15 protein-coding genes are annotated in these 20265 nt (G+C 63.4%); 10 read left to right on the top strand and 5 right to left on the bottom strand.

The genetic code is table 11. From position 1 onward, the window contains the following. Positions 1-101: 101 nt before the first annotated feature. Positions 102-1520 carry a M20/M25/M40 family metallo-hydrolase gene (locus FHW97_RS12255; protein ID WP_171799110.1) on the top strand — a complete coding sequence of 473 codons (1419 nt, stop codon included), beginning with the start codon at positions 102-104 and terminating at the stop codon, positions 1518-1520. Positions 1521-2082: 562 nt separating this feature from the next. Here FHW97_RS12255 and betI read toward each other — a convergent pair. Then, complete coding sequence (gene betI / locus FHW97_RS12250) at positions 2083-2757, bottom strand: transcriptional regulator BetI (RefSeq protein ID WP_171799109.1); 675 nt, start codon at positions 2755-2757, stop codon at positions 2083-2085. Positions 2758-2857: 100 nt separating this feature from the next. On the opposite strand from betI, the gene FHW97_RS12245 reads away from it, so the two are divergent. Together FHW97_RS12245 and FHW97_RS12240 are read left to right on the top strand one after the other, a co-directional pair. After that, complete coding sequence (locus FHW97_RS12245; RefSeq protein ID WP_370525404.1) at positions 2858-4042, top strand: aromatic ring-hydroxylating dioxygenase subunit alpha; 1185 nt, start codon at positions 2858-2860, stop codon at positions 4040-4042. A gap of 146 nt (positions 4043-4188) precedes the next feature. After that, complete coding sequence (locus FHW97_RS12240; protein WP_171799107.1) at positions 4189-5799, top strand: NAD(P)/FAD-dependent oxidoreductase; 1611 nt, start codon at positions 4189-4191, stop codon at positions 5797-5799. A 91-nt stretch (positions 5800-5890) separates the two neighbouring features. On the opposite strand, the gene FHW97_RS12235 is transcribed toward FHW97_RS12240, so the two are convergent. Next, positions 5891-7192 (bottom strand): APC family permease, encoded by a 1302-nt coding sequence (locus FHW97_RS12235; RefSeq protein WP_370525389.1) that lies wholly within the window; start codon positions 7190-7192, stop codon positions 5891-5893. A gap of 81 nt (positions 7193-7273) precedes the next feature. Between FHW97_RS12235 and FHW97_RS12230 the strand changes: the two genes are divergently transcribed. Beyond that, positions 7274-8875: a sulfotransferase gene (locus FHW97_RS12230; RefSeq protein WP_171799106.1), complete on the top strand. Its 1602-nt coding sequence runs from the start codon at positions 7274-7276 to the stop codon at positions 8873-8875. A 128-nt stretch (positions 8876-9003) separates the two neighbouring features. Next, positions 9004-11550, top strand: a complete 2547-nt coding sequence (locus FHW97_RS12225) for a TonB-dependent receptor (protein ID WP_171799105.1) — start codon at positions 9004-9006, stop codon at positions 11548-11550. A 159-nt stretch (positions 11551-11709) separates the two neighbouring features. Here the strand turns inward: FHW97_RS12225 and FHW97_RS12220 are convergent, their stop codons facing one another. Together FHW97_RS12220 and pobA are read right to left on the bottom strand one after the other, a co-directional pair. Continuing rightward, positions 11710-12381, bottom strand: a complete 672-nt coding sequence (locus FHW97_RS12220) for a response regulator transcription factor (protein ID WP_022677389.1) — start codon at positions 12379-12381, stop codon at positions 11710-11712. 172 nt (positions 12382-12553) lie between these two features. Continuing rightward, complete coding sequence (gene pobA / locus FHW97_RS12215; protein ID WP_171799104.1) at positions 12554-13723, bottom strand: 4-hydroxybenzoate 3-monooxygenase; 1170 nt, start codon at positions 13721-13723, stop codon at positions 12554-12556. A gap of 121 nt (positions 13724-13844) precedes the next feature. Between pobA and FHW97_RS12210 the strand changes: the two genes are divergently transcribed. From FHW97_RS12210 to FHW97_RS12190, 5 genes are all read left to right on the top strand, one after another. Next, complete coding sequence (locus tag FHW97_RS12210; protein WP_216642972.1) at positions 13845-14738, top strand: helix-turn-helix domain-containing protein; 894 nt, start codon at positions 13845-13847, stop codon at positions 14736-14738. 39 nt (positions 14739-14777) lie between these two features. Beyond that, positions 14778-15911 (top strand): cobalamin-independent methionine synthase II family protein, encoded by a 1134-nt coding sequence (locus tag FHW97_RS12205; RefSeq protein WP_171799103.1) that lies wholly within the window; start codon positions 14778-14780, stop codon positions 15909-15911. Continuing rightward, a complete protein-coding gene (locus FHW97_RS12200; protein WP_370525390.1) occupies positions 15908-16315 on the top strand; it encodes a nuclear transport factor 2 family protein in 408 nt (135 codons plus the stop codon). Before FHW97_RS12205 ends, FHW97_RS12200 begins: the two co-directional genes overlap by 4 nt. Positions 16316-16417: 102 nt before the next feature. Continuing rightward, the gene (locus FHW97_RS12195) at positions 16418-17164 is read left to right on the top strand and encodes an IclR family transcriptional regulator (RefSeq protein WP_171799102.1); all 747 of its coding nucleotides are present in this window, start codon (positions 16418-16420) and stop codon (positions 17162-17164) included. 199 nt (positions 17165-17363) lie between these two features. Continuing rightward, entirely contained in the window at positions 17364-19148 is a 1785-nt protein-coding gene (locus FHW97_RS12190) for an AAA family ATPase (RefSeq protein ID WP_171799101.1), read from the top strand. Positions 19149-19396: 248 nt separating this feature from the next. Here FHW97_RS12190 and FHW97_RS12185 read toward each other — a convergent pair whose 3' ends face one another. After that, complete coding sequence (locus FHW97_RS12185; protein ID WP_171799100.1) at positions 19397-20245, bottom strand: transporter; 849 nt, start codon at positions 20243-20245, stop codon at positions 19397-19399. Between the last annotated feature and the right edge of the window lie 20 nt (positions 20246-20265).

The following is a 20265-nucleotide window of genomic DNA, read 5'->3' as shown; positions in this document are numbered from 1 at the left end:
GCCCCATGGGCGCCGGGGTTTTGCACATCTGGCATCGCAAAAAAGGTTGTGTGCGAAACCGATCGGTATCAGGTTCCGCGCCCAGAAGGAGTGCCCCCCACATGAAACTGACGTTGCACCTGGTTTCGCCTGCCATTCTGAGCGTTGCCGCCGTGGCGCTTGCCAGCACGCCCGCGCTTGCCGCCGGCAATTCCCATGCCGAGGCCGAAGCCCAGACTCTCGAGCTGTCCAAGCAGAGCATCGCCATGCGCTCGGTCCAGGGGCCGGGCAACGAAACGCCCAAGGTGGCGGCACTCTATCGCGACGCGCTGGTCAAGGCCGGCTGGGCGCCGGCAGACATCGACATCGTCCCGGTTGACGATACCGCTTACCTGATCGCCACGTGGAAGGGCAGCGATCCCAGTCTCAAGCCGCTGGTGCTGTCGGGCCACATGGACGTGGTGGAGGCCAAGCGCGCCGATTGGCAGCGCGATCCCTTCGTGCCGGTGGTTGAAAACGGCTATCTGTTCGGGCGCGGCGCGCTCGACATGAAGTTCAACGCCGCGCTCGCGGTCTCCACGCTTATCGAGATGCGCCACAAGGGCTACAAGCCCAAGCGCACGATCGTGATCGCCTTTTCGGGCGATGAAGAAACCACGATGAAGACCAGCCGCCTGATTGCCGAACGGCTCAAAGGCCAAGCGGGCCTGGTCATCAACGTCGATGGTGGCGGCGGCATGCTGGCCGAAGACACCGGCAAGCCGCTGGCCTGGACCTGGGACGGCGCGGAAAAGAACTATGCCGATTTCCAGCTGGAAGTGACCAACCCCGGCGGCCACAGCTCGGCCCCGCGCAAGGACAACGCGATTGTCCAGCTCAGCCAGGCGCTGGTCAACATCGGCGCCTATCACTTTACCCCCGAACAAAGCCCGCTGACCAAGGCGTTCTTCGAAAGCGCCGCCAAGATCACGCCCGATCCCAAGGTTGCCGGCGCCATGCGTTCGTTCGCGGCCGATCCCACCGATGCCGATGCCATCGCCACGCTGCGCAGCTTGCCTGAATTTATCGGCCGCATCGAAACCACCTGCGTACCCACCATGGTCAACGGCGGCCACGCCTTGAACGCGCTGCCGCAGCGCGCCACGGCCAACATCAACTGCCGCATCTTCCCCGGCCACAAGCGCGAAGACATCATGGCCGAACTGGCCAAGGTGGCGAACATGCCCGTGGTCAAGTTCAGTGACGTGACCGAAGGCTCCACCCCGTCACCGGCCAGCCCGATGCGGCCCGATTTCGTCAACGCGGCAAACAAGGCCATTCACCTCGCCTATCCCGGCATTGCCGTGATCCCGGCCCAAGCCTCGGGCGCCTCGGACTCGATGTGGTATCGCGTCAACGGCGTGGATGCCTATGGCGCCAGCCCCGTGCTGATCAAGGACAGCGAAGAATTCGCCCACGGCCTGAATGAACGCGTGCCCCTGTCAAACGTTGCGCCAGGCGTAGTGTACTTCACCAGCCTGTTCACCGACCTGTCGAAGTAAATCTGAAACAAAAGCCCCCTCCTCTTCAGAGGAGGGGGCTGGGGGTGGTGGAGTGAGAGCGCTACTGTAGCTGTCAACGAGGTAGCTCAGGAAGATTTACATGAGCCGGAGATTGCGCGAACAAGACCCCAGGTGGAACGAATACCGGGCTAGCCGGCAAGCGAACTATGCGCGACTTATGAAGTGCCACAGCCCGCAGGCGCATTGGTTCGCGCAGCGCCACATTTCACAAATTCGGGCGATGCGCCGTGTGTTGCTCAACGGCGGGCAACCTACCTATCGGGCATTCAGTTCCCCTCGCGTCCTGCAAGTTTGGAAAGACAAACGCAGGGTGGCGATAATAGCAACGCAGCAGGCATTGATCCGCAATCTTCCTCGGCGGCAGCAAACTAGACGAACTGCCAGATTGATTCAGCAACTTAGCGTGCTTTGATGAGGACTTGGGACACGACACTAAGCTGGACCCCGGATCAAGTCCGGGGTGACGAAGAAATAATTAAACTGCAGATATTTAACGTCACCCCGGACTTGATCCGGGGTCCAGCTTGGGCCTTGGTGGGCGTTACTCGCCCACCATATCTCCACACACCGTCCCCAGAAACCGCCGCGCAATCGCCCCGGCTTCCTCGCTCGAAAAGCACTGCGGCGACAGGCACAGCTCCAGCCACAACCCGTCCACCAACGCCGTCACCGCAATGGCGGCGTGGCGCAAGTCACCCTCAGCCACCCCGGCGGCGCGCAGCAACTGCTCCAGCCGGGCGCGATAGCCGGCATATTGCTCGTCGTGCTGGCGGGCGATCTGCGGCTGGCTGGTCACCAGGCTCCAGAACGCGATCCACGTGGCCAGCAAGGCCGGCTGGGCAATCGGTGCGGTAAAGCTGGCGGTGACGAATGCCTCAAGCTGCGCGCGCGGTTCGCTGGGCGCGGCTGCCACCGCCGCATTGAGTGCCTGCGTCACCATGGCATCGACGTGGGTATAGGTTTCGGCGATCAGCGCATCGATCCCGCTGAAATAGTGGCCGACCAGGCCAGGCGATACGCCGGCCTCCTGGGCAATCGCGCGCACGCTGGCGCCATTGGCACCGGCGCGGGCCAGCACGCGCATCGCCGCCTCTATCAGGCTGTGGCGGCGCGCATCGGGTTCGGCCCGGCGTGGCAGCGCGCGATCTGTGGCGGCGGCACGGGCGGGGGTGGCGGCACGCGGAACGCGCCCAGGCCGGGGATCGACACCTTGCATCTTGCACTTCCCGATGGTTGTTGTACGATCGTTCAATAAGAAATCACGCGGGGAGTCACCCATGGCCGATCTTGCCCTTGATGAACACCGCCATTTGACGATGGCGCAATGCGCCGGTGACGGCGCCGCGCCCGATCCCGATGCCGATTGGAGCCTGCCGGGCTGGATTTATCGCGATCCCGAATTTGCCGCGCTGGAGATGGAACGGATCATCCGCCCCTCGTGGCAGATCGTGTGCCACGCCAGCGATCTGGACCAGCCCGGCGCCTGGCGCAGCCTGGCCTATTGCGGCGAGAACGTCATCGTCATCCGGGGCGAGGACGGCGGCCTGCGCGCATTTCACAACCTGTGCCGCCACCGCGCCATGCGCCTGGTCGATGGCGCAGCGGGCTGCGCGCGCAAGCTGGTGTGCCCTTATCACGCCTGGACCTATGAAACCGATGGGCGGCTGACCGGTGTGCCGATGAAGCGCGATTATCCCGCGCTCGATCTGGCGCAGAACGGACTGGTGCCGGTCGATCTGGAAGTGTGGCACGGCTTTGTCTTCGTGCGGCTTGAGGATCACGGCTTCCCCTCGGTGGCCGAGATGATGGCGCCCTACGCGGCGGAAGTGGCGCCCTATCGCCTGGCCGACATGCGCCGCATGGGCGATGTGCGCGAACGCAGCCGCGTCGTGAACTGGAAGAACGTCGGCGATAACTATTCCGACAACCTGCACATTCCCGTGGCCCACGGCGGCCTTTCGCGCATCTTTGGCAAGTCTTACGAGATTTCGGCAGAGCCCTGGGTCGATCGCATGAAGGGCGATCTGGTCGATGCGCCCAGTCCGCATTTCTGGGAGCGGTTCTATCAGACGCACCTGCCGCGCGTGCCGCATCTGCCCGATGTGGCGCAGCGGCGCTGGCTCTATTACAAGCTGTGGCCCAACATGGCGTTCGACATCTATGCCGATCAGATCGATTTCATGCAGTGGCTGCCGACATCGCCGACCACCTGTACCTTGCGCGAAATGGTCTTTTCCTTGCCCGACAGCGAAACCCCACCCGAACAGCGGCGCACGATGAAGCTGGTGCGCTATGCCAACTGGCGGATCAACCGCGTCGTCAATGCCGAGGATACCTGGCTGATCACCAACGTGCAGCAGGGCATGCAATCGGCCCGCTATGGCGCCGGTCCGATCGGCCGCAGCGAAGTGTGTCTGCGCAGCTTTGCCCGCAAGATCCGCACCTTGATTCCCGAGGCACGGCTGCATCATCAGCCTGCCGAAGGGTGGAGCAGGCGCTAAACCTTTTCGTCGTCACCCCGGACTTGATCCGGGGTCCCGCTTCTTTTCCGGCGCTGTGCCAGCATTCCAGCTGGACCCCGGATCAAGTCCGGGGTGACGATGCCATCAACAACAGTATCTTTTGATCCCACGAAGGAACCCACACGATGAGCAACCGCTACGACGCCCTGATCATCGGCGGCGGCCACAACGGCCTGGTCTGTGCATTCTACCTCGCCAAGGCCGGCATGAAAGTGCGCGTGCTGGAGCGGCGCGATATCGTTGGCGGCGCCTGCGTGACCGAGGAATTTCATCCCGGTTTCCGCAATTCCACCGCCAGCTACACCGTCAGCCTGCTGCGCCCGCAGGTGATTGCCGACATGAAGCTGGCCGATCACGGCTATCGCGTGCTCGAACGCCAGATCAGCAACTTCTTCCCGTTTGCCGATACCTATCTCAAGCTGGGTGGCGGTGCCGAGCGCACGCAGGCGGAGTTCGCGCGCTTTTCGCAAAAGGATGCTGCGGCCTATCCGCATTATGATGCTGCGCTGGAAAAGGTGGCGCAGGTGCTGCGCGATCTCTCGCTGAAATGCCCGCCCAACCTGGGTGGCGGGCTGCACGCCTTGGCAGCAGCGGCCAAGCAGGGCTGGCCGCTCGCCAAGATGGACCTGGCCGCGCAGCGCGACCTGCTCAACATCTTCACCCGTTCCGCGCGCGATTTCCTCGATAGCTGGTTCGAGGATGATCACGTCAAGTCTGCGTTCGGGTTTGACGCCGTGGTCGGCAACTTTGCCGGCGTATCGACGCCCGGCTCGGCCTATGTCCTGCTCCACCACGTGTTTGGCGAGGTCAACGGCAAGCTGGGCGCCTGGGGCCATGCGGTCGGCGGCATGGGCGCGATCACCCAGGCCATGGCCAAGGCCTGCGCCCTCGCCGGGGTAGAAATCAGCCTGGAAAGCCCGGTGGACAAAGTCCTGATCAACAACGGCAAGGCTGCCGGAGTCAAGCTGGCAGGCGGCGATGAACTCTATGCCCCGATCATTGCCGCCAACGTCGGCCCCGCGCTGCTCTATCGCCAGTTGGTCGATCGCAGCGACCTGGCGCCCGATTTTGCCCGCGCCATGGACGGGTACAAGACCGGCTCGGGCACGTTCCGCATGAACGTGGCGCTGTCGGAACTCCCCGATTTCACCGTGCTGCCGGGCAAGCAGCAGGCCGAACACCACACCGCCGGCATCATCATCGCGCCGGGCATGGACTATATGGACCAGGCCTATGACGATGCGCGCGTGCATGGCTGGTCGAAAAAGCCGATCGTCGAAATCAAGATCCCCAGCACGGTGGACAAGACCCTGGCCCCCGAAGGCGCCCATGTCGCCAGCCTGTTCTGCCAGCAGTTCAGCCCGCAACTGCCCGATGGCCGCAGCTGGGACGATGTGCGCGAGGATGTGGCCGATCACGTGATCAACACGATCACCGAACACGCGCCCAACTTCAAGAACGCGGTGATCGCCCGCCAGATTCACTCGCCGCTCGATCTGGAACGCAAGTTCGGCCTGATTGGCGGCGATATCTTCCATGGCCGTATGAGCCTGGAACAGCTGTGGGCCGCGCGTCCGGTGCTGGGCCATGGCGACTATCGCGCGCCGATCAAGGGCCTCTATATGTGCGGATCGGGCACGCACCCGGGCGGCGGCGTGACCGGCGCACCGGGCCACAATGCTGCGGCCGAAATCATCCGCGACCGCTCGCTGCTGTGGAAAATGCTGCACCGGTAAGCGCGCAACAAAAAGGCCCCCTCCTCTTCAGAGGAGGGGGTTGGGGGTGGTGAGATGTCTCGCGCAAATCATTGAAAAGTAGGACCCCTCATCAAGCCCCGGCTGACGCCATCTTACCCTTCCGCCACCGCACTGCCAGGTAGACCGGCAGCCCCAGCGCCACCAGCACCAGGCCATAGGCAATCGCTTCCAGCCCCAGGCCCCACAGCGCCCAGACGTTGAACGCTGCGGCCAGCACGGCCAGCGCCACCACCCAGGGTTCATCGCGCAGCAGGCGCATGGCCGAGGCCATGGTGGCGATATAGGTCAGCATGCCCGCCGCCAGGCTGATCGAGGCGATGAAGGTGAACAGGTTGCCCATGTCGCGGCCATAGTTGAGCAGCGTGATCACCGTCAGCAGGCCCGACGACACCAGATGCGCGTTGATCGGCGTGCCGGCCTTGGTTTCCTTGCCGAACCAGGCGGGAAACAGCCCGTCGCGCGCCATGGCCCAGGGAACTTCGCCCTGGACCAGGATAAAGCCATTGAGCGTGCCGAACGCGCTGATCGCGGCAAAGATCGCCACTACGCCCGAAATATCGCCGCCCAGCCGCCGGCCCAGGAATTCCGCGACGGGCGAGGGGGAGGCCGCCGCTGCGCCCTGTGGCATATAGGCCTGGAACGCCAGTGCGATGCCCAGGTACACCGCGCCGGCCAGCGCCACGCCCCACAAGGTGGCGCGCGGCACCACGCTGCCGGCGTTCTCCACCTTGTCCGATGGCACGGTGGCCGATTCCAGCCCGAGGAATCCCCAGAAGGTGAGGCCCGCAGCGCTGGCGATAAGCGTGGGCGAAAGCGGCACGGGCGGCTGTGCCACATGCGGCGTGCCGGTGGCGAACAGCCATAGCGCCAGGCCGATCAGCCCGACCAGCGGCACGAGCTTGAGCACCGTGGTGATCACCTGGACATCGCCCGCGCCGCGCACCCCGCGAATGTTGACCGCCGTCAGCAGCCATACCGCGCCCACTGCGACGGCCGCCGGCGCGCCGGGGGTGTGGCTCAACCACGGCACCAGCAGGCTGAGGTTCGACACCACCGCCACCGCCACCGCGCCGTTGCCCGCCCACAGCATCGTCCAATAGGCCCAGGCTGCGGCAAAACCCGCGCCCGGCCCGAATTGCTGCATGACATAGGCAAACGGCCCGCCCGGCAGCGGCTGGCGGGCGGAAAGGCGGGCAAAGACCGTGGCCATGCACAGCGATCCGCCAATCGTGACCATCCATCCAGCCAGCTGGTTGGCGCCGAGCGGGGCCAGCGTTGCCGGCAGCAGGTAAATCCCCGAACCGATCAGGTTGCCCACCACCAGGGCCAGCGTCATCCAGAAACCAAGACCACGTTTTGCTTTCTCGTTCACGCCGTAAAATCCTCCGGGGTCTGGTAGCAACAGAGACTAACGCTTGATCGCGCGGCGTCACCATGTTTGTTGTGCGGTCTGATGAGCACTGTGACCCTGGCCCCGCGCCCCGCCTATGATCCGCGCCTTGTCGCTGCCGCCGCAGCGATGAACGCCAATGACCTGCCCCGGGCAGAACCGCTGCTGCGCGCGCTGCTCAAGGATGATCCGTTTGATGTGCGCGCAATCCGGCTGTTTGCCGAACTGGCTGGTCGCATCGGCCGCTATGCCGATGCGGAAAATCTGTTGCGCCGCGCGATCGAGCTGGACCCGGCGTTTACCCCGGCGCGCGCCAATCTGGCGCTGGTGCTCTATCGCACCAACCGCGCGGCAGAGGCGCTGGATCAGCTGGCGCAAGTGACGCAGGAAGACCCCGAAAACCTCGGCCATGCCAATCTCGCTGCCGCCGCCAATGGCCGCATCGGCGCGTTCGATGCCGCGCTCGCCCTCTACGAACGCGTGCTTGCCGAAGCGCCCGATCAGCCGCGCGTTTGGATGAGCTATGGGCACATGCTCAAGACCGTGGGCCGCCAGGCCGATGGCATTGCCGCCTATCGCCGTGCCCTGGCGCTGATGCCGGGGCTGGGTGAAGCGTGGTGGAGCCTGGCCAATCTCAAGACAGTGCGCTTTGATGATGCCGATATTGTCGCGATGCAGCAGGCACTGGCCGATCCCGCGCTCGATGCCGAAGATCGCTGGCACCTCGATTTCGCACTGGGCAAGGCGTTCGAAGATCGCAAGCAGGCAGCCGATGCCTTTGCCCACTATGCTGCGGGCAATGCGCTGCGCCGCCGTCGCATTCCCTACAAGGCCGATGAAACCACCACGACCGTCGATGCGATGATCGCCACGGCCACGCCAGACCTGTTTGCCGCGCGCGCCGGGGCTGGGTGCGATGCGCCCGATCCGATCTTCATCCTGGGCATGCCGCGCGCCGGCTCTACCCTGGTCGAACAGATCCTGGCCAGCCACAGCCAGGTCGAGGGCACCAGCGAACTGCCCGATATTGCGCAACTGGCGCGCAAGGTGCCCGATTATCCTGCCGGGCTTGCCACGCTGGCGCCCGATGAATTGCGCGCGATGGGCGAAAGCTATCTGCACACCACGCGCATCCAGCGCCATACCGAACGGCCGCTGTTCATCGACAAGATGCCCAACAACTGGGTGCATGTGCCGCTGATCCGCCTGATCCTGCCGCGCGCGCGGATCATCGATGCGCGCCGCCATCCGCTCGGTTGCTGCTTTTCCAACTTCAAGCAGCATTTCGCGCGGGGGCAGGGCTTCTCGTACGATCTGGCGGACATGGGCCGCTATTACGCCGATTACGTGCGGCTCATGGCCCATGTCGATGCGGTGCAGCCCGGCACCGTGCACCGCGTGATCTATGAACGCATGGTCGATGATACCGAAGCGCAGGTGCGCGCGCTGCTCGATGCCTGCGGCCTGCCGTTCGAGCCGGCGTGCCTGGCCTTCTACCAGACCGAGCGGGCCGTGCGCACCGCCAGTTCCGAACAGGTGCGACAGCCGATTTTCCGCGAAGGCACCCAGGCCTGGCAGCCGTTCGAGCCATGGCTCGATCCGCTCAAGGCCGCGCTGGGGCCGGTGCTCGATGCCTATCCTGACGCGCCGCAAACTTATGTCTGAAACCGGCAATGCGTTGCAAAACTGCCACGGTCATCTGTGATCGATTGGTGGAGTTTGTAACCGCTTGACGCACGATCGTGTCGCAGCGCACACCCAACGCACAAGAATTGCAACAGGGTGGGTTAAGCATGCGTATTGCCACGGCGGGTCTCCCGCGTTTTCTGCTGATGACCAGCACCGCGCTCCTGGCTCCGGCCAGCATCGCGATGGCGCAGGATGCCGCGCCCCAGGCATCGGCCGATCAAGGCGGTGGCAACGTCATCATCGTGACCGCGCAAAAGCGTTCGGAAAACCTGCAGAACGTGCCGATTTCGATCCAGGCGCTCGGCACGCAAAAGCTTGACCAGCTCAACGTCTCGAACTTCAACGGCTATACCCAGCAGCTGCCGACCGTCGTCGCGCAAAGCTCGGGCACACCGGGCACCAACATCATCTACATGCGCGGCGTTGCCTCGGGCGGGGATGGCAACCACTCGGGCTCGCTGCCCTCGGTCGGCGTCTATCTCGATGAGCAGCCGGTCACCACGATCGGCGGCAACCTTGACGTGCATGTCTACGATATCGCCCGCATCGAAAGCCTCGCCGGCCCGCAGGGCACGCTCTATGGCGCTTCGTCGGAAGCCGGCACGATCCGCATCATCACCAACAAGCCCGATACCTCGGGCTATTACGGCCGCATGGATGTGGAACTGAACAAGGTCCACAAGGGCGGCACCGGCGGCAAGGTGGAAGGGATGGTCAACATCCCGCTGTCGCAGAAGGCGGCGCTGCGCATTGTCGGCTTCTACGAAAAGGATGCCGGCTATATCGACAACGTGCCCGGCACGCGCAGCTTCCTGCCGCAGCCCGGCGGCATCACCATCAACAACAACCAGTTCGTCAAGAAGAACTACAACGACACCGAGATTTCGGGCGGCCGCGCCCTGCTCAAGGTCGATCTTGACGACAACTGGACCGTGACGCCCGGGATCATGTACCAGGACACGCGCAGCCATGGTTCCTATGGCTATGATACCTCGCTGGGCGATCTTCAGGTGCAGCATTTCCTGCCCGAATACCGCCGCGATATCTTTGCCCAGGCCTCGCTTACCATCGAAGGCAAGATCGGCAGCTGGGATCTCACCTATGCCGGTGCCTATCTCGATCGCAAGACCTTCTCGTCCAGCGACTACACCGACTACGCCGAAGCCTATGACTCGCTCTATTCCGGCGTCGGCGGCCTGGCCGGCTATTTCTATTACAAGGACAATGCCGGCAACCAGATCAAGCCGATCCAGCAGGTGATTGGCCAGGATCACTTCAAGAAGATGAGCCAGGAACTGCGCATTGCCTCGCCCAGCAGCGAGCCGCTGCGGTTCGTGGGCGGCCTGTTCTATCAGCGCCAGTCGAACCTGATCCACCAGGATTACCAGGTCGCCGGTCTGGCAGACCTGCTCTCGGTCAATGGCAAGCCCGGCACGCTGTGGCTGACGCAGCAGCATCGCGTGGACAAGGACTATGCCGCGTTCGGGGAAGTCAGCTACGACATTCTGCCCAACCTGACGGCAACGGCCGGCGGCCGTTATTTCAAGTATGACAACTCGCTGATCGGCTTCTTCGGTTTCGGCCGCAATCCGGCGTTCTACCAGGGTGCTGACGGCAATCCGCCGCCCAACGCTGCCGGCTCCACCCGCACTGGCGTGGCGGGCTGCTACACGTCCGATGGTCTCACCCTGCGCAATGCGCAGCTGGCGGGCGAAACCAACATCACCCTGCTGCCGCCCGCCGTGGGTGACAGCCCGTGCACCAACCTGGGTGATTACGTGAACGGCTCGGTCGTGCCCAAGCGCGCCAAGGGCGATGGCGGCACCTACCGCTTTAACCTGACGTGGAAGCCCGATCGCGACATCACCGCCTATGCCACGGTTTCGCGCGGGTTCCGCCCGGGCGGCATCAACCGCCGCGCCGACGTGGCAGCCTACAAGCCCGATTACCTGACCAACTTCGAGCTGGGCCTCAAGACCACGCTGTTCGATGGCCTGCTGCGCTTCAACGTGGCGATCTATCAGCAGAACTGGAAGAACTTCCAGTTCTCGTACCTTGGCGCCAACAGCTTCACTGAAATCCACAACGGCCCCGATGCCCGCATTCGCGGCGTGGAATTCGATGCTAACGTGGTCAAGGGCGGCTTCTCGTTCAACTTCGGCGGTGCTTACACCGACGCCAAGATGCGCAAGAACCTGTGCGCGATCGATGACCCCACCTACACCTGCACCGGCGATGGCAACATTATTGCTGCCCCGGCTGGCACGCGCCTGCCGATCACCCCGCAGTGGAAGCTGGCCAGCACGGCGCGCTACAGCGTGCCGGTCGGTGCGGCCAAGGTCTATGGCCAGATCAACGCCACCTATCAAAGCTCGGCCGCGTCCGATCTGCGCACGGCGGTGATCCAGGCTGGCACAGGCAAAACCATCAATCCTGCGCAGCTGCTTGGCCGCCTCGATGCGTTCACGCAGTTCAACCTGGCCATCGGCAGCGAGTGGGACAAGTACTCGCTCGAACTGTTCGCGACCAACGTGTTCGACGAACGCGGCCAGCTGTCACGCTATGTCGCCTGCGGTTCGTGCTACAACCGCGTCTACATCGTGCCGAACCAGCCGCGCACGATCGGCATCCGCGCCGGCGCGAAGTTCTAAGCCAAGCCCCGCAAAAAGCCCCCTCCTCTTCAGAGGAGGGGGTTTGGGGGTGGTGCGAAGCCTTGCACAGCGGTGCCGGGCGGCTTCGACAAGCTCAGCCCGAACGGAAGCGTGATCAGATAATCCGCCCCCGCTCACCGGCGGCAAAGCCCCCGACCATCACGGCTTGTCCAGCACATACCCCAACGCCCGTACCGTGCGCAGCGGATAGCCCGCCCCGGCATCGCGCAGCGCCCGGCGCAGGCGGCTGACCCAGGCATCCACGGTGCGCTCGTCGATCGGCTGGCCCTGCTTGCCCAGTGCGGCAATCAGCTGCTGGCGCGAAAACACCTGGCCCGGCTGTTCCATCAGATAGCGCAGCAGGCGCAGTTCATTGGGCATCAGGGCAATTGCCTTGTCCTTCCACCGCGCCTGTAGGGCTGTCAGGTCCAGGCTCAGTTCGCCCAGGCGCAGCGTGCGCGCCACGGCCTCACGTTCGGGCAACTGCACCGACAGCACGCGATCCAGCACGGTGCCACGGTCGATCGGGCCGAGGATATAGTCATCTGCCCCGGCGCGCAGCGCGCGGCGCTTAGCCTCGGCATCGTCTTCTTCCAGCACCATGGTCACATGGGCGGCTTCGGTCTGCATGTCGGCGCGCAGGCGGCGGCACAGTTCCAGGCCAGAAAGCTCGGGCAGCAGCCAGTCGACGAACGCCCATGGCCGCCCGTCGAGCAGGGGCAGGGGGCCCGACCCGTGCCAGGGGTGAAACACCACCTTGAGATCGCCATGGGCGAAGGGGTCAAGGCCGCCGTCCAGCGGGTTGGTCAGCAGAATGTCGATCTGGCGCATGGGCCTGCCTGTTGGGGGGAAACAACAGTGGCCTTGTGTCTATGGTATGTGACGGCCTTGTGACGATAGGCGGCGATCTGTCACATTCCGGGGAAAATTCGTGTCGCGATGGTCATGTTTGTCCGGCGCGGGGTGGCGGAGAGAGGCCAGCCACCCCGCGTCGGAACCTCGGTCAGACCGGCAGGCCTACATAGTTTTCGGCAATGCTGGTCTGCGCGGCGCGGCTGGTGGAGATATAGTCCAGCTCGGCCACCTGCATCGCCCGCTCGAACGGGCCGTCTTCGGGGAAGCGGTGCATCAGCTTGGTCAAAGACCAGCTGAAGCGTTCCGATTTCCACACCCGCGCCAGCGCCTTGGCCGAATAGCCGGCGATCGCATCGGCATCGTTGTGCTTGAAAAAGCCGCTCAGGGCCTGGGCGGCATAGTGCACGTCGCTCGCCGCCAGGTTCAGGCCCTTGGCGCCGGTGGGTGGCACGATGTGCGCGGCATCGCCGCACAACAGCAGGTTGCCATGGCGCATGGGTTCGAACACATAGGAGCGCAGCGGCGCGATCGACTTTTCGATCGAGGGGCCGCGCGTCATCTGCGCGGCGGCATCGGGGCCCAGGCGAATGGCGAGCTCGTCCCAGATGCGCTCGTCGCTCCAGTCCTCGATCTTTTCGGTCAGCGGCACGTCCACGTAATAGCGGCTGCGCGTGGAACTGCGCATCGAGGCCAGGGCAAAGCCGCGCTCGTGGTTGGCATAGATCAGCTCGTGGTTGCACGGCGGCACGTCGGCCAGGATGCCCAGCCAGCCGAACGGATAGACCCGCTCGTATTCGCGCGCCACGCTGGCGGGAATGGCCTTGCGCGAGGGGCCATGGAAACCATCGCAGCCAACGATGAAGCGCGCGTCCAGGCGCTGTTCGCGGCCGTCGTGGGTGAAGGTGAGGTAGGGCGCGTCGCTCTCGATCGCGTGCACCGCCACGTCGCTCGCGCCATAGAGCACCGGCAACCCGCGTTCGGGCGCGGCATCCATCAGGTCGCGCGTCACTTCGGTCTGGCCATAGACGGTCACGGTCTGGCCCGTGAGGTTGGCCACGTCGATGCGGATCAGACGTTCGCCATCGGCCAGGTTGAAGCCTTCTTCCACCAGGCCCTCGGCCTTGAGCCGGGCGTCCAGGCCCAGCCGCTCCATCAGGTTGACGGTGATCGCTTCCAGCACGCCGGCGCGAATGCGGCCCAGCACATAGTCGCCGGTCTGGCGTTCCACCACCACGCATTCGATGCCTTCGGCACGCAACAGGTGGCCCAGCAACAGCCCGGCGGGGCCGGCACCAATGATCGCAACTTGGGTTTTCATCGCGCGTGTCTCTCCCGTGGCGGCCCATCGGGCGGGGCTGCCGTGCCCTGCTTTCTTGACATCGGCAGAGCCTTGCGGGAATGCATGGGGCTGACATAAGATGGCACTTTCAGGACAAGCTATGATCAGCCTGCGCATTCCCAGCTATGCCCTCTACGGTGAGCAGCATGGGGAGCAGCAGGGTGGGATTGCCGCCGGATTTGCCCATATCGAAACCATTGCCGCGCGCTCTTCCTTGCACGATTGGGAAATCAGGCCCCATCGCCATGCCGATTTCGTGCAAGTGCTGCTGGTGCACAGCGGACAGGCGCGGATCACGTTTGATGGGGTGGAACAGGCGCTCGCCGGTCCCCTGGCGGTGATCGTGCCGGCCGGCGTGGTGCACGGCTTCCGCTTTGCCGCCGATGTGGTGGGCCATGTCGTCACGCTCGGTGCCGATTTCCTCGCCCGCGCGCCGGCGCCGGCCGATCCGCTGCGCCGCGCGCTGACCCAGGGGCAGGCCGCCCCGCTCGAGGGGGCGCCGGCGCGCCGCGCGGCCTGGCTCGCGGCCGAAATGCTCGCCCTTCAAGCCGATCACACCACCGGCGATCCGCTGCTTCTGGCCATGGCCGAAACCCTGGCGCGCTGCGTGGCGCAAGGCGCGCCTGATGCTGGCCCGGCGCCCGACACGCGGCTCGATCGCTTTGCCCAACTGGTAGAGGTGCACTTTCGCAGCCATCGCGACCTGGCGTTCTATGCCAGCGCGCTTGGCACCACGCCGCGCACCCTATCGCGCCTCACCGCCGCGCGGCTGGGCTGTTCGCCGATGGACGTGGTCCACCGCCGCCTGGCGCGCGAGGCGCATCGCCTGCTGCGCTACACCAACGCCACCGCCGCCCAGGTGGCCGCCGAGCTGGGCTTTGAAGATCCATCCTATTTCTCGCGCTTCTACTTGCGCCTCACCGGCCGCCGCCCGGCGCAGGATCGCGCCGGCGCCACGCAATCGGCCTTGCAAGGCGTGGGTGAGCCGCTATGAAATCTTCACAACCGTGAAATAGCGCAAGGGAGAGGCCCCGTGGCCCATATCAAGACCACCCATGTCGGCAGCCTGCCGCGGGGCGAGGAACTCACGCCGCTGCTGCTCGCCCGCGATGCCGGCAAGCCTTATGACGCTGCCGATTTCGACGCCAAGGTCGGCGCGGCGGTGAAGGATGCCGTACGCCACCAGGTGGACGCGGGCGTGTCGATCGTCAGCGATGGCGAACTGGGCAAGGTGGGCTATTCCACTTACATGATCGAGCGGCTGTCAGGCTTTGGCGGGCACATCGATCGCAAGCCGGCGGCTGACCTGGCCGAGGTGCCGGGCCTGGCCAAGAAGCTCTCGGCCATCATGGGCAGCCAGGAATTCGTGCGCGCCTCGTGCATCGGGCCGGTCAAGCTGGTCACGCTCGAACCCTTGCATGACGATATCCGCCGCTTCCGCGCCGCGCTCGACGCCCATGGTGCGCCCGATACGCAGGGCTTCATGAACGCGGCCTCGCCGGGCCTGATCACCGCGTTCCAGGTCAACCGCCACTATCCCAGCCACGAGGCCTATCTGGCTGACCTGGCCGATGCCATGCGCGAGGAATACGAGACGATCGTCAACGCAGGGTTCTTCCTGCAACTCGACTGCCCCGATCTCGCCATGTCGCGCCACACCGGCTACCAGGACATGAGCGAGGCGGATTTCCTGAAAGTGGCCGCCGCCAATGTCGAGGCGCTGAATGCCGCCACGGCCAACATTCCGCCCGAAAAGATGCGCATGCACGTGTGCTGGGGTAATTACGAAGGCCCGCACGATCACGATATCCCGCTTGAGCGCGTGATCGATATCGTCCTCAACGCGCGGCCTTCCACCGTGCTGTTCGAGGCGGCCAATCCGCGCCACGAGCATGAATGGAAAGTCTGGGCCGATGCCAAGGTGCCCGACACCAAGGTGCTGGCGCCCGGCCTGATCGACACCTGTTCCAACTATATCGAGCATCCCGAACTGGTGGCCCAGCGGATCGAGCGCTTTGCCGCCATCGTCGGCCCCGATCGCGTGGTGGCCAGCACCGATTGCGGCTTCGGCACGTTCGCCGGCTATGGCAAGATCGATCCGATCGTCACCTGGCGCAAGCTCAAGTCCCTGCGCGAGGGCGCCGATATCGCCGGAGCCCGCCTGTGAGTGGCGCGCTGACCGAAGACGAGCGCCGCGCGATCGAGGCCGATTGCGCCCGCCTCATCGCGCTCTATGCCAACCTCAATGACGAGGCGCGCTGGGAAGAGGCCGCCGCGCTCTATGCCCCCGATGGGCTGATGACGCGGCCGACCGCGCCCGATGCCCCGATCGTGGGGCAAGACGCGATCCTCGCCGCCTTCCGCGCCCGCCCGCCGCGCACCACCCGGCACGTGTGCAGCAACGTGGTGATCGACGTGGAAAGCGCCGACACCGCGCGCGGCACCAGTGCCATGCTGTTGTTCACCGGCGCGCCCGCGCCGCTGGTCGGCTCGTTCCACGATCGCTTCGTGCGCACCCCCCAAGGCTGGCGCTTTTCCGAAAGACGCGGCACCCTCCTCTTCCAACCCTAACCACAAACAAAAAGCCCCCTCCTCTTCAGAGGAGGGGGTTGGGGGTGGTGCGAAGCCAAGCGCAAACGCCAAAGCCGCCCCGAATAAAGGACCACCCCACCCATGGCCTCTGCCCCTTCCACCACTGCACCGGTCAAATCGGCGCTGCGCACGCTCGACGTGATCGAATTCGTCGTGGCCCATGCCGGCGGCGTGGTGGCGCAGGATGTGGCGCTGGCGCTGGGCATTCCGGTGTCGAGCCTGTCCTACCTTCTCGCCACGCTGGTAGAGCGGCAATACCTGGCGCGGGAAGGGCGGCGCTATTTGCCCGGCCCCGGGCTGGAGCGGCTGCGCGTCGCCCCGGCGGCGCTGCCGCTCGCCGACCGCATGGCCCCGCTGGTCCGCGCGCTCAAGGTAGAGCTCAACGAAACCGCCAGCTTCATGGTCCGCGTTGGCTGGGAAGTGGAAGCCGTGGTGACCGAGGCGAGCGACCAGACCCTGCGCTATGCCATCGAACCGGGCGCGCGCCGGCCGCTGCACTGCCTGGCGGCGGGCAAAGTGATCCTCGCCTGGCTGTCAGACGCAGACCTGCACCGCTACTTCGCCGAAAGCACACGCCTGCCCATGACCGATCACACCCGCGTCCGCGACGAAGACCTGCGCGCCGACCTCGCCCACATCCGCGAAGCCGGCATCAGCACCGCCTGCCACGAAGCCACCCTGGGCATCTGCGGCACCGCCGTGCCGGTGAGCATCGGCGGCCAGATGGTCGGCGTGCTGAGCGTGGCCGTGCCGGAAGTGCGCTTTGATGAAGCACTGGCGGCGCGGGTGCGGAGCGCGCTTAGGCGGGCGGCTGGGGCGGTGGGGTGAGGGTGGCAGGATAGCCGCAGGAGTCGGCAATAAAACCGCTTATGATATCCATCGAAGCAGTTCTCTGTCTGTGCGGCACTCGAGAGGCGCCCACTCTGGAAAAGCTAACGCTGTCGTAGGGTTGCTATCGTGAATTCGCCGTAGACTTCGACAGCATCCCCGGTATTCATTAGCAGAGAAACAAGTTGGTTCATTTTTTATGAAAATTTTGCGGATCCGGATAGAAAATTACAAATCTTTCCTCGACTCGGGTTGGGTCGAGATTGGCGGGTCAAGGACGGTAGTCGTCGGGCAAAATAATAGCGGAAAAACGGCCTTTCTTCAGGCTTTACGTTTTAACGACAATCAACAGGTGCGCTATCGAGGCCCGTTGCAAACACCCGATACATTAAGTGCCAGTTCAGAATTCTCGGCGGAATTTTTGATTGATGGCTCTGCTTTGAAAGAACAGGTTATTATTTCTAACGAAGACGTCTTTGTTCCAATTCCTCAAGGGCAGGACGACAAAGTTTTTGTCGATGCGCTGTGGGAAAAGCAGGAATTGCTATTTTCGATAAAAGCTTCTGCTCAATATAGGTATTGGAAATCGAAATATCCGTCGCATAATTTATTCAACATGCAAGAGGGCGGGTATGGAAAATTGGTGCGTTTTGAGCGAGATTCTGGTAAAATTTCCATATATGGTAGTACCGGGTCAGATAACTTGCCGCAATTGTTAAATGCAATGAGGGCTCATAGCATTTACGTATTTGACCCAGAGCGCTTAAAGATTGGTGCATGCCCCGTTGCGGAAACACACTTTCTTGATCCGTCAGCACGTAATCTTCCAGCAGTACTCTCGACCATGAGTCGCAATCCAGCCAAGTGGGAAAAATTTAAAAGCCATGTGCGGGAGGTTTTTCCTTCAATCAAAGAGGTGGCCGTCAGTTCGCTGGGCGCCGAGATCGCGGTGTATATCTGGCAAAACGATCCCAAGACGGCCACAGGTGACTATGCAATTCTGCTTCAGGAATCCGGCACAGGTGTCGCCCAAGTTTTAGGCATTCTTTATGTTGCTATGACCCGCTCAGGCAACATTATCGCAATTGACGAGCCCAACAGCTTCCTACACCCAGGTGCTGCGAAAAAGCTCATGAACATTTTGAAGGATTATGATAAAAATCAATATATTGTCTCCACACACTCACCCGAACTGATTAGCGTCTTTGAGCCCGATACCTTGCTTTCGGTGTTCTGGCGCGCGGGCAAATCCCACATTGAAAAATTGGATCGGCGCTCGCTCGACGACATTGAGCGCGTTCTCCTCGATCTAGGATGCGAGTTGGCCGATGTCTTCGCAGCGGAGCGCGTGGTCTGGTGTGAAGGCCCGACCGAGGTGCGCAGTTTTCCGCTCATCGCGCAGGCTGCAGGCATTGATATCACGACTACGAAGTTTCTGGAGCTTCGTGCGACTGGTGATTTGGAAGGGAGCAAGGTCGAAGCTGAAACTGTGTTGGCTATCTATGGCATTATGAGCAGAGGATCCTCTCTCTTGCCACGGCTAACGGTCTTTAATCTTGATCGCGAAGGGCGCTCAAAGCAGAAAATTCAAGACCTTTCGCGCTTGGCTGGCGGTCGCGTCAACATTCTACCAGCTCGGACCTTCGAAAATTTCGTCGTTGACGCCCAAGCAATCGCGGCAGTTCTGGCGATCGATTATCAGCGAACCAACACTGAAGGCGCACCGCCTACAGCGGCAGAGATCCAGAGTTGGCTGGACGCCAATTACGAGGAATATATTGACGGAGCGCGTTCCGAAGATTGGGAAATTTTACAAATTGACGCGCCAAAAATGCTAGATCGTCTCTTCGACGAAATAACCAATACCCTACATATCTATCGTAAAACTCATCATACAGTCGAACTGGTGCGATGGTTGCTGGGGCATAAGCCGACCAAGTTAAGCGGATTGACCGAGTATGTAAGAAATTTGCTAGCAGAATAAAAGTCCGGTCTCCGAAAATCCTGAGCTGGCAGGGCTATGACCTGCTCGTGACCTTGACGGAAAGAGTCATCTGTATTGTTAGGATTCTTGCCGCATAGGCAAGAAAGGTGGCAACTTGAAGGATTAGTGATCTCGCCGCAGGGCAGCGGGGATCTGTGCGTCTTCATGACCCGCCGTTTGGTTCAACGCAACTGCAACTTCCTGACTTCGCAATTTCTGAAATTGCTTAGGACAAATTGTATCCCCCCCTAAAACTTCCGCGTAACCCCAAACGCCAGCTCCACATCCGGCGTATCCCTGTTCAACCCCGCCACCGCCTGCACGTCCAGTTGCAGCATCTTCGCCGGCTGCACGTCGAACGAGAGCGCCGCGCGGCTCATCGTCACGTGGTGTTCCGGGTCCTGGTCGCGCAGGAATTGCAGTTCCGGGGTCAGGCGCACGGTCTTGGATAGGTGCACCTGCACGCCCATCGCCGTGCCATAGGCGAGGTGGCGGCCCTGGCCGCTTTCGTTCACCGCCGCGTCCACTTCGGGGGAGAGTTCCAGCGAGACGGTGTCGTTGATCTTGTAGCTGGTCGGTACGATCAGCCCGGCGCTCCAGTCGCCCGCGCCTACCTGAGAATGGCCGGTGGGGAGCGTGACGAATGGCAGCGCCGCGATGGCGAGGCCGGTCTTGCCTTCGGCGGGATGGCGCAGGTTCTGTTTCACGCCCAGCGTCACGTCGCCCACGCCCTGCGCGGTGTCGATGCTGCCGGTGGGAATGTCGCGGGTGCGCACGTGGCCGAATGCCGTCCAGCCCAGCCGCAGTTCGGTGGTGGGGGTTATGCCATAGCGCAGCAGCACATCGCCGCTGGTGATCGTGTCGGTGCGCTGGTCGGCCTGGCGGTCCAGCGTCCAGTCGCCCAGGCCCACTTCCACCTGCAGCCGGCCGGGATCGACCGTGCAGGCCGGGGTGTTGAGGCCTGGCCGATCGCTGCACAGGTCGCGCAGCGTGGGGTGGTGCGTGCTGTCCTGCGCCACTTCATCGGGCGTGCCGGTATCCTGTGCGGCGGCCGGCGTGGCGGCGAGCGCCACGGCGGCAATGATCCATGCTCTCATGCGTTGCCCCTGTCGTTACA

The sequence above is a fragment of the Novosphingobium sp. SG754 genome, from assembly GCF_013149315.1.
Classification (GTDB): Bacteria; Pseudomonadota; Alphaproteobacteria; order Sphingomonadales; family Sphingomonadaceae; genus Novosphingobium; species Novosphingobium capsulatum.
Note: the sequence above shows the minus strand (reverse complement) of the source record. Positions and strands in the feature narration are given on the sequence as shown.

What these genes read in the sequence shown, in the direction of transcription:
- FHW97_RS12255 (WP_171799110.1), top strand. Translation starts at nt 102, where the DNA reads ATGAAACTGACGTTGCACCTGGTTTCGCCTGCCATTCTGAGCGTTGCC.
- betI (WP_171799109.1), bottom strand. Translation starts at nt 2,757, where the DNA reads ATGCAAGGTGTCGATCCCCGGCCTGGGCGCGTTCCGCGTGCCGCCACC.
- FHW97_RS12245 (WP_370525404.1), top strand. Translation starts at nt 2,858, where the DNA reads ATGGCGCAATGCGCCGGTGACGGCGCCGCGCCCGATCCCGATGCCGAT.
- FHW97_RS12240 (WP_171799107.1), top strand. Translation starts at nt 4,189, where the DNA reads ATGAGCAACCGCTACGACGCCCTGATCATCGGCGGCGGCCACAACGGC.
- FHW97_RS12230 (WP_171799106.1), top strand. Translation starts at nt 7,274, where the DNA reads ATGAGCACTGTGACCCTGGCCCCGCGCCCCGCCTATGATCCGCGCCTT.
- FHW97_RS12225 (WP_171799105.1), top strand. Translation starts at nt 9,004, where the DNA reads ATGCGTATTGCCACGGCGGGTCTCCCGCGTTTTCTGCTGATGACCAGC.
- FHW97_RS12220 (WP_022677389.1), bottom strand. Translation starts at nt 12,381, where the DNA reads ATGCGCCAGATCGACATTCTGCTGACCAACCCGCTGGACGGCGGCCTT.
- pobA (WP_171799104.1), bottom strand. Translation starts at nt 13,723, where the DNA reads ATGAAAACCCAAGTTGCGATCATTGGTGCCGGCCCCGCCGGGCTGTTG.
- FHW97_RS12210 (WP_216642972.1), top strand. Translation starts at nt 13,845, where the DNA reads ATGATCAGCCTGCGCATTCCCAGCTATGCCCTCTACGGTGAGCAGCAT.
- FHW97_RS12195 (WP_171799102.1), top strand. Translation starts at nt 16,418, where the DNA reads ATGGCCTCTGCCCCTTCCACCACTGCACCGGTCAAATCGGCGCTGCGC.
- FHW97_RS12190 (WP_171799101.1), top strand. Translation starts at nt 17,364, where the DNA reads ATGAAAATTTTGCGGATCCGGATAGAAAATTACAAATCTTTCCTCGAC.
- FHW97_RS12185 (WP_171799100.1), bottom strand. Translation starts at nt 20,245, where the DNA reads ATGAGAGCATGGATCATTGCCGCCGTGGCGCTCGCCGCCACGCCGGCC.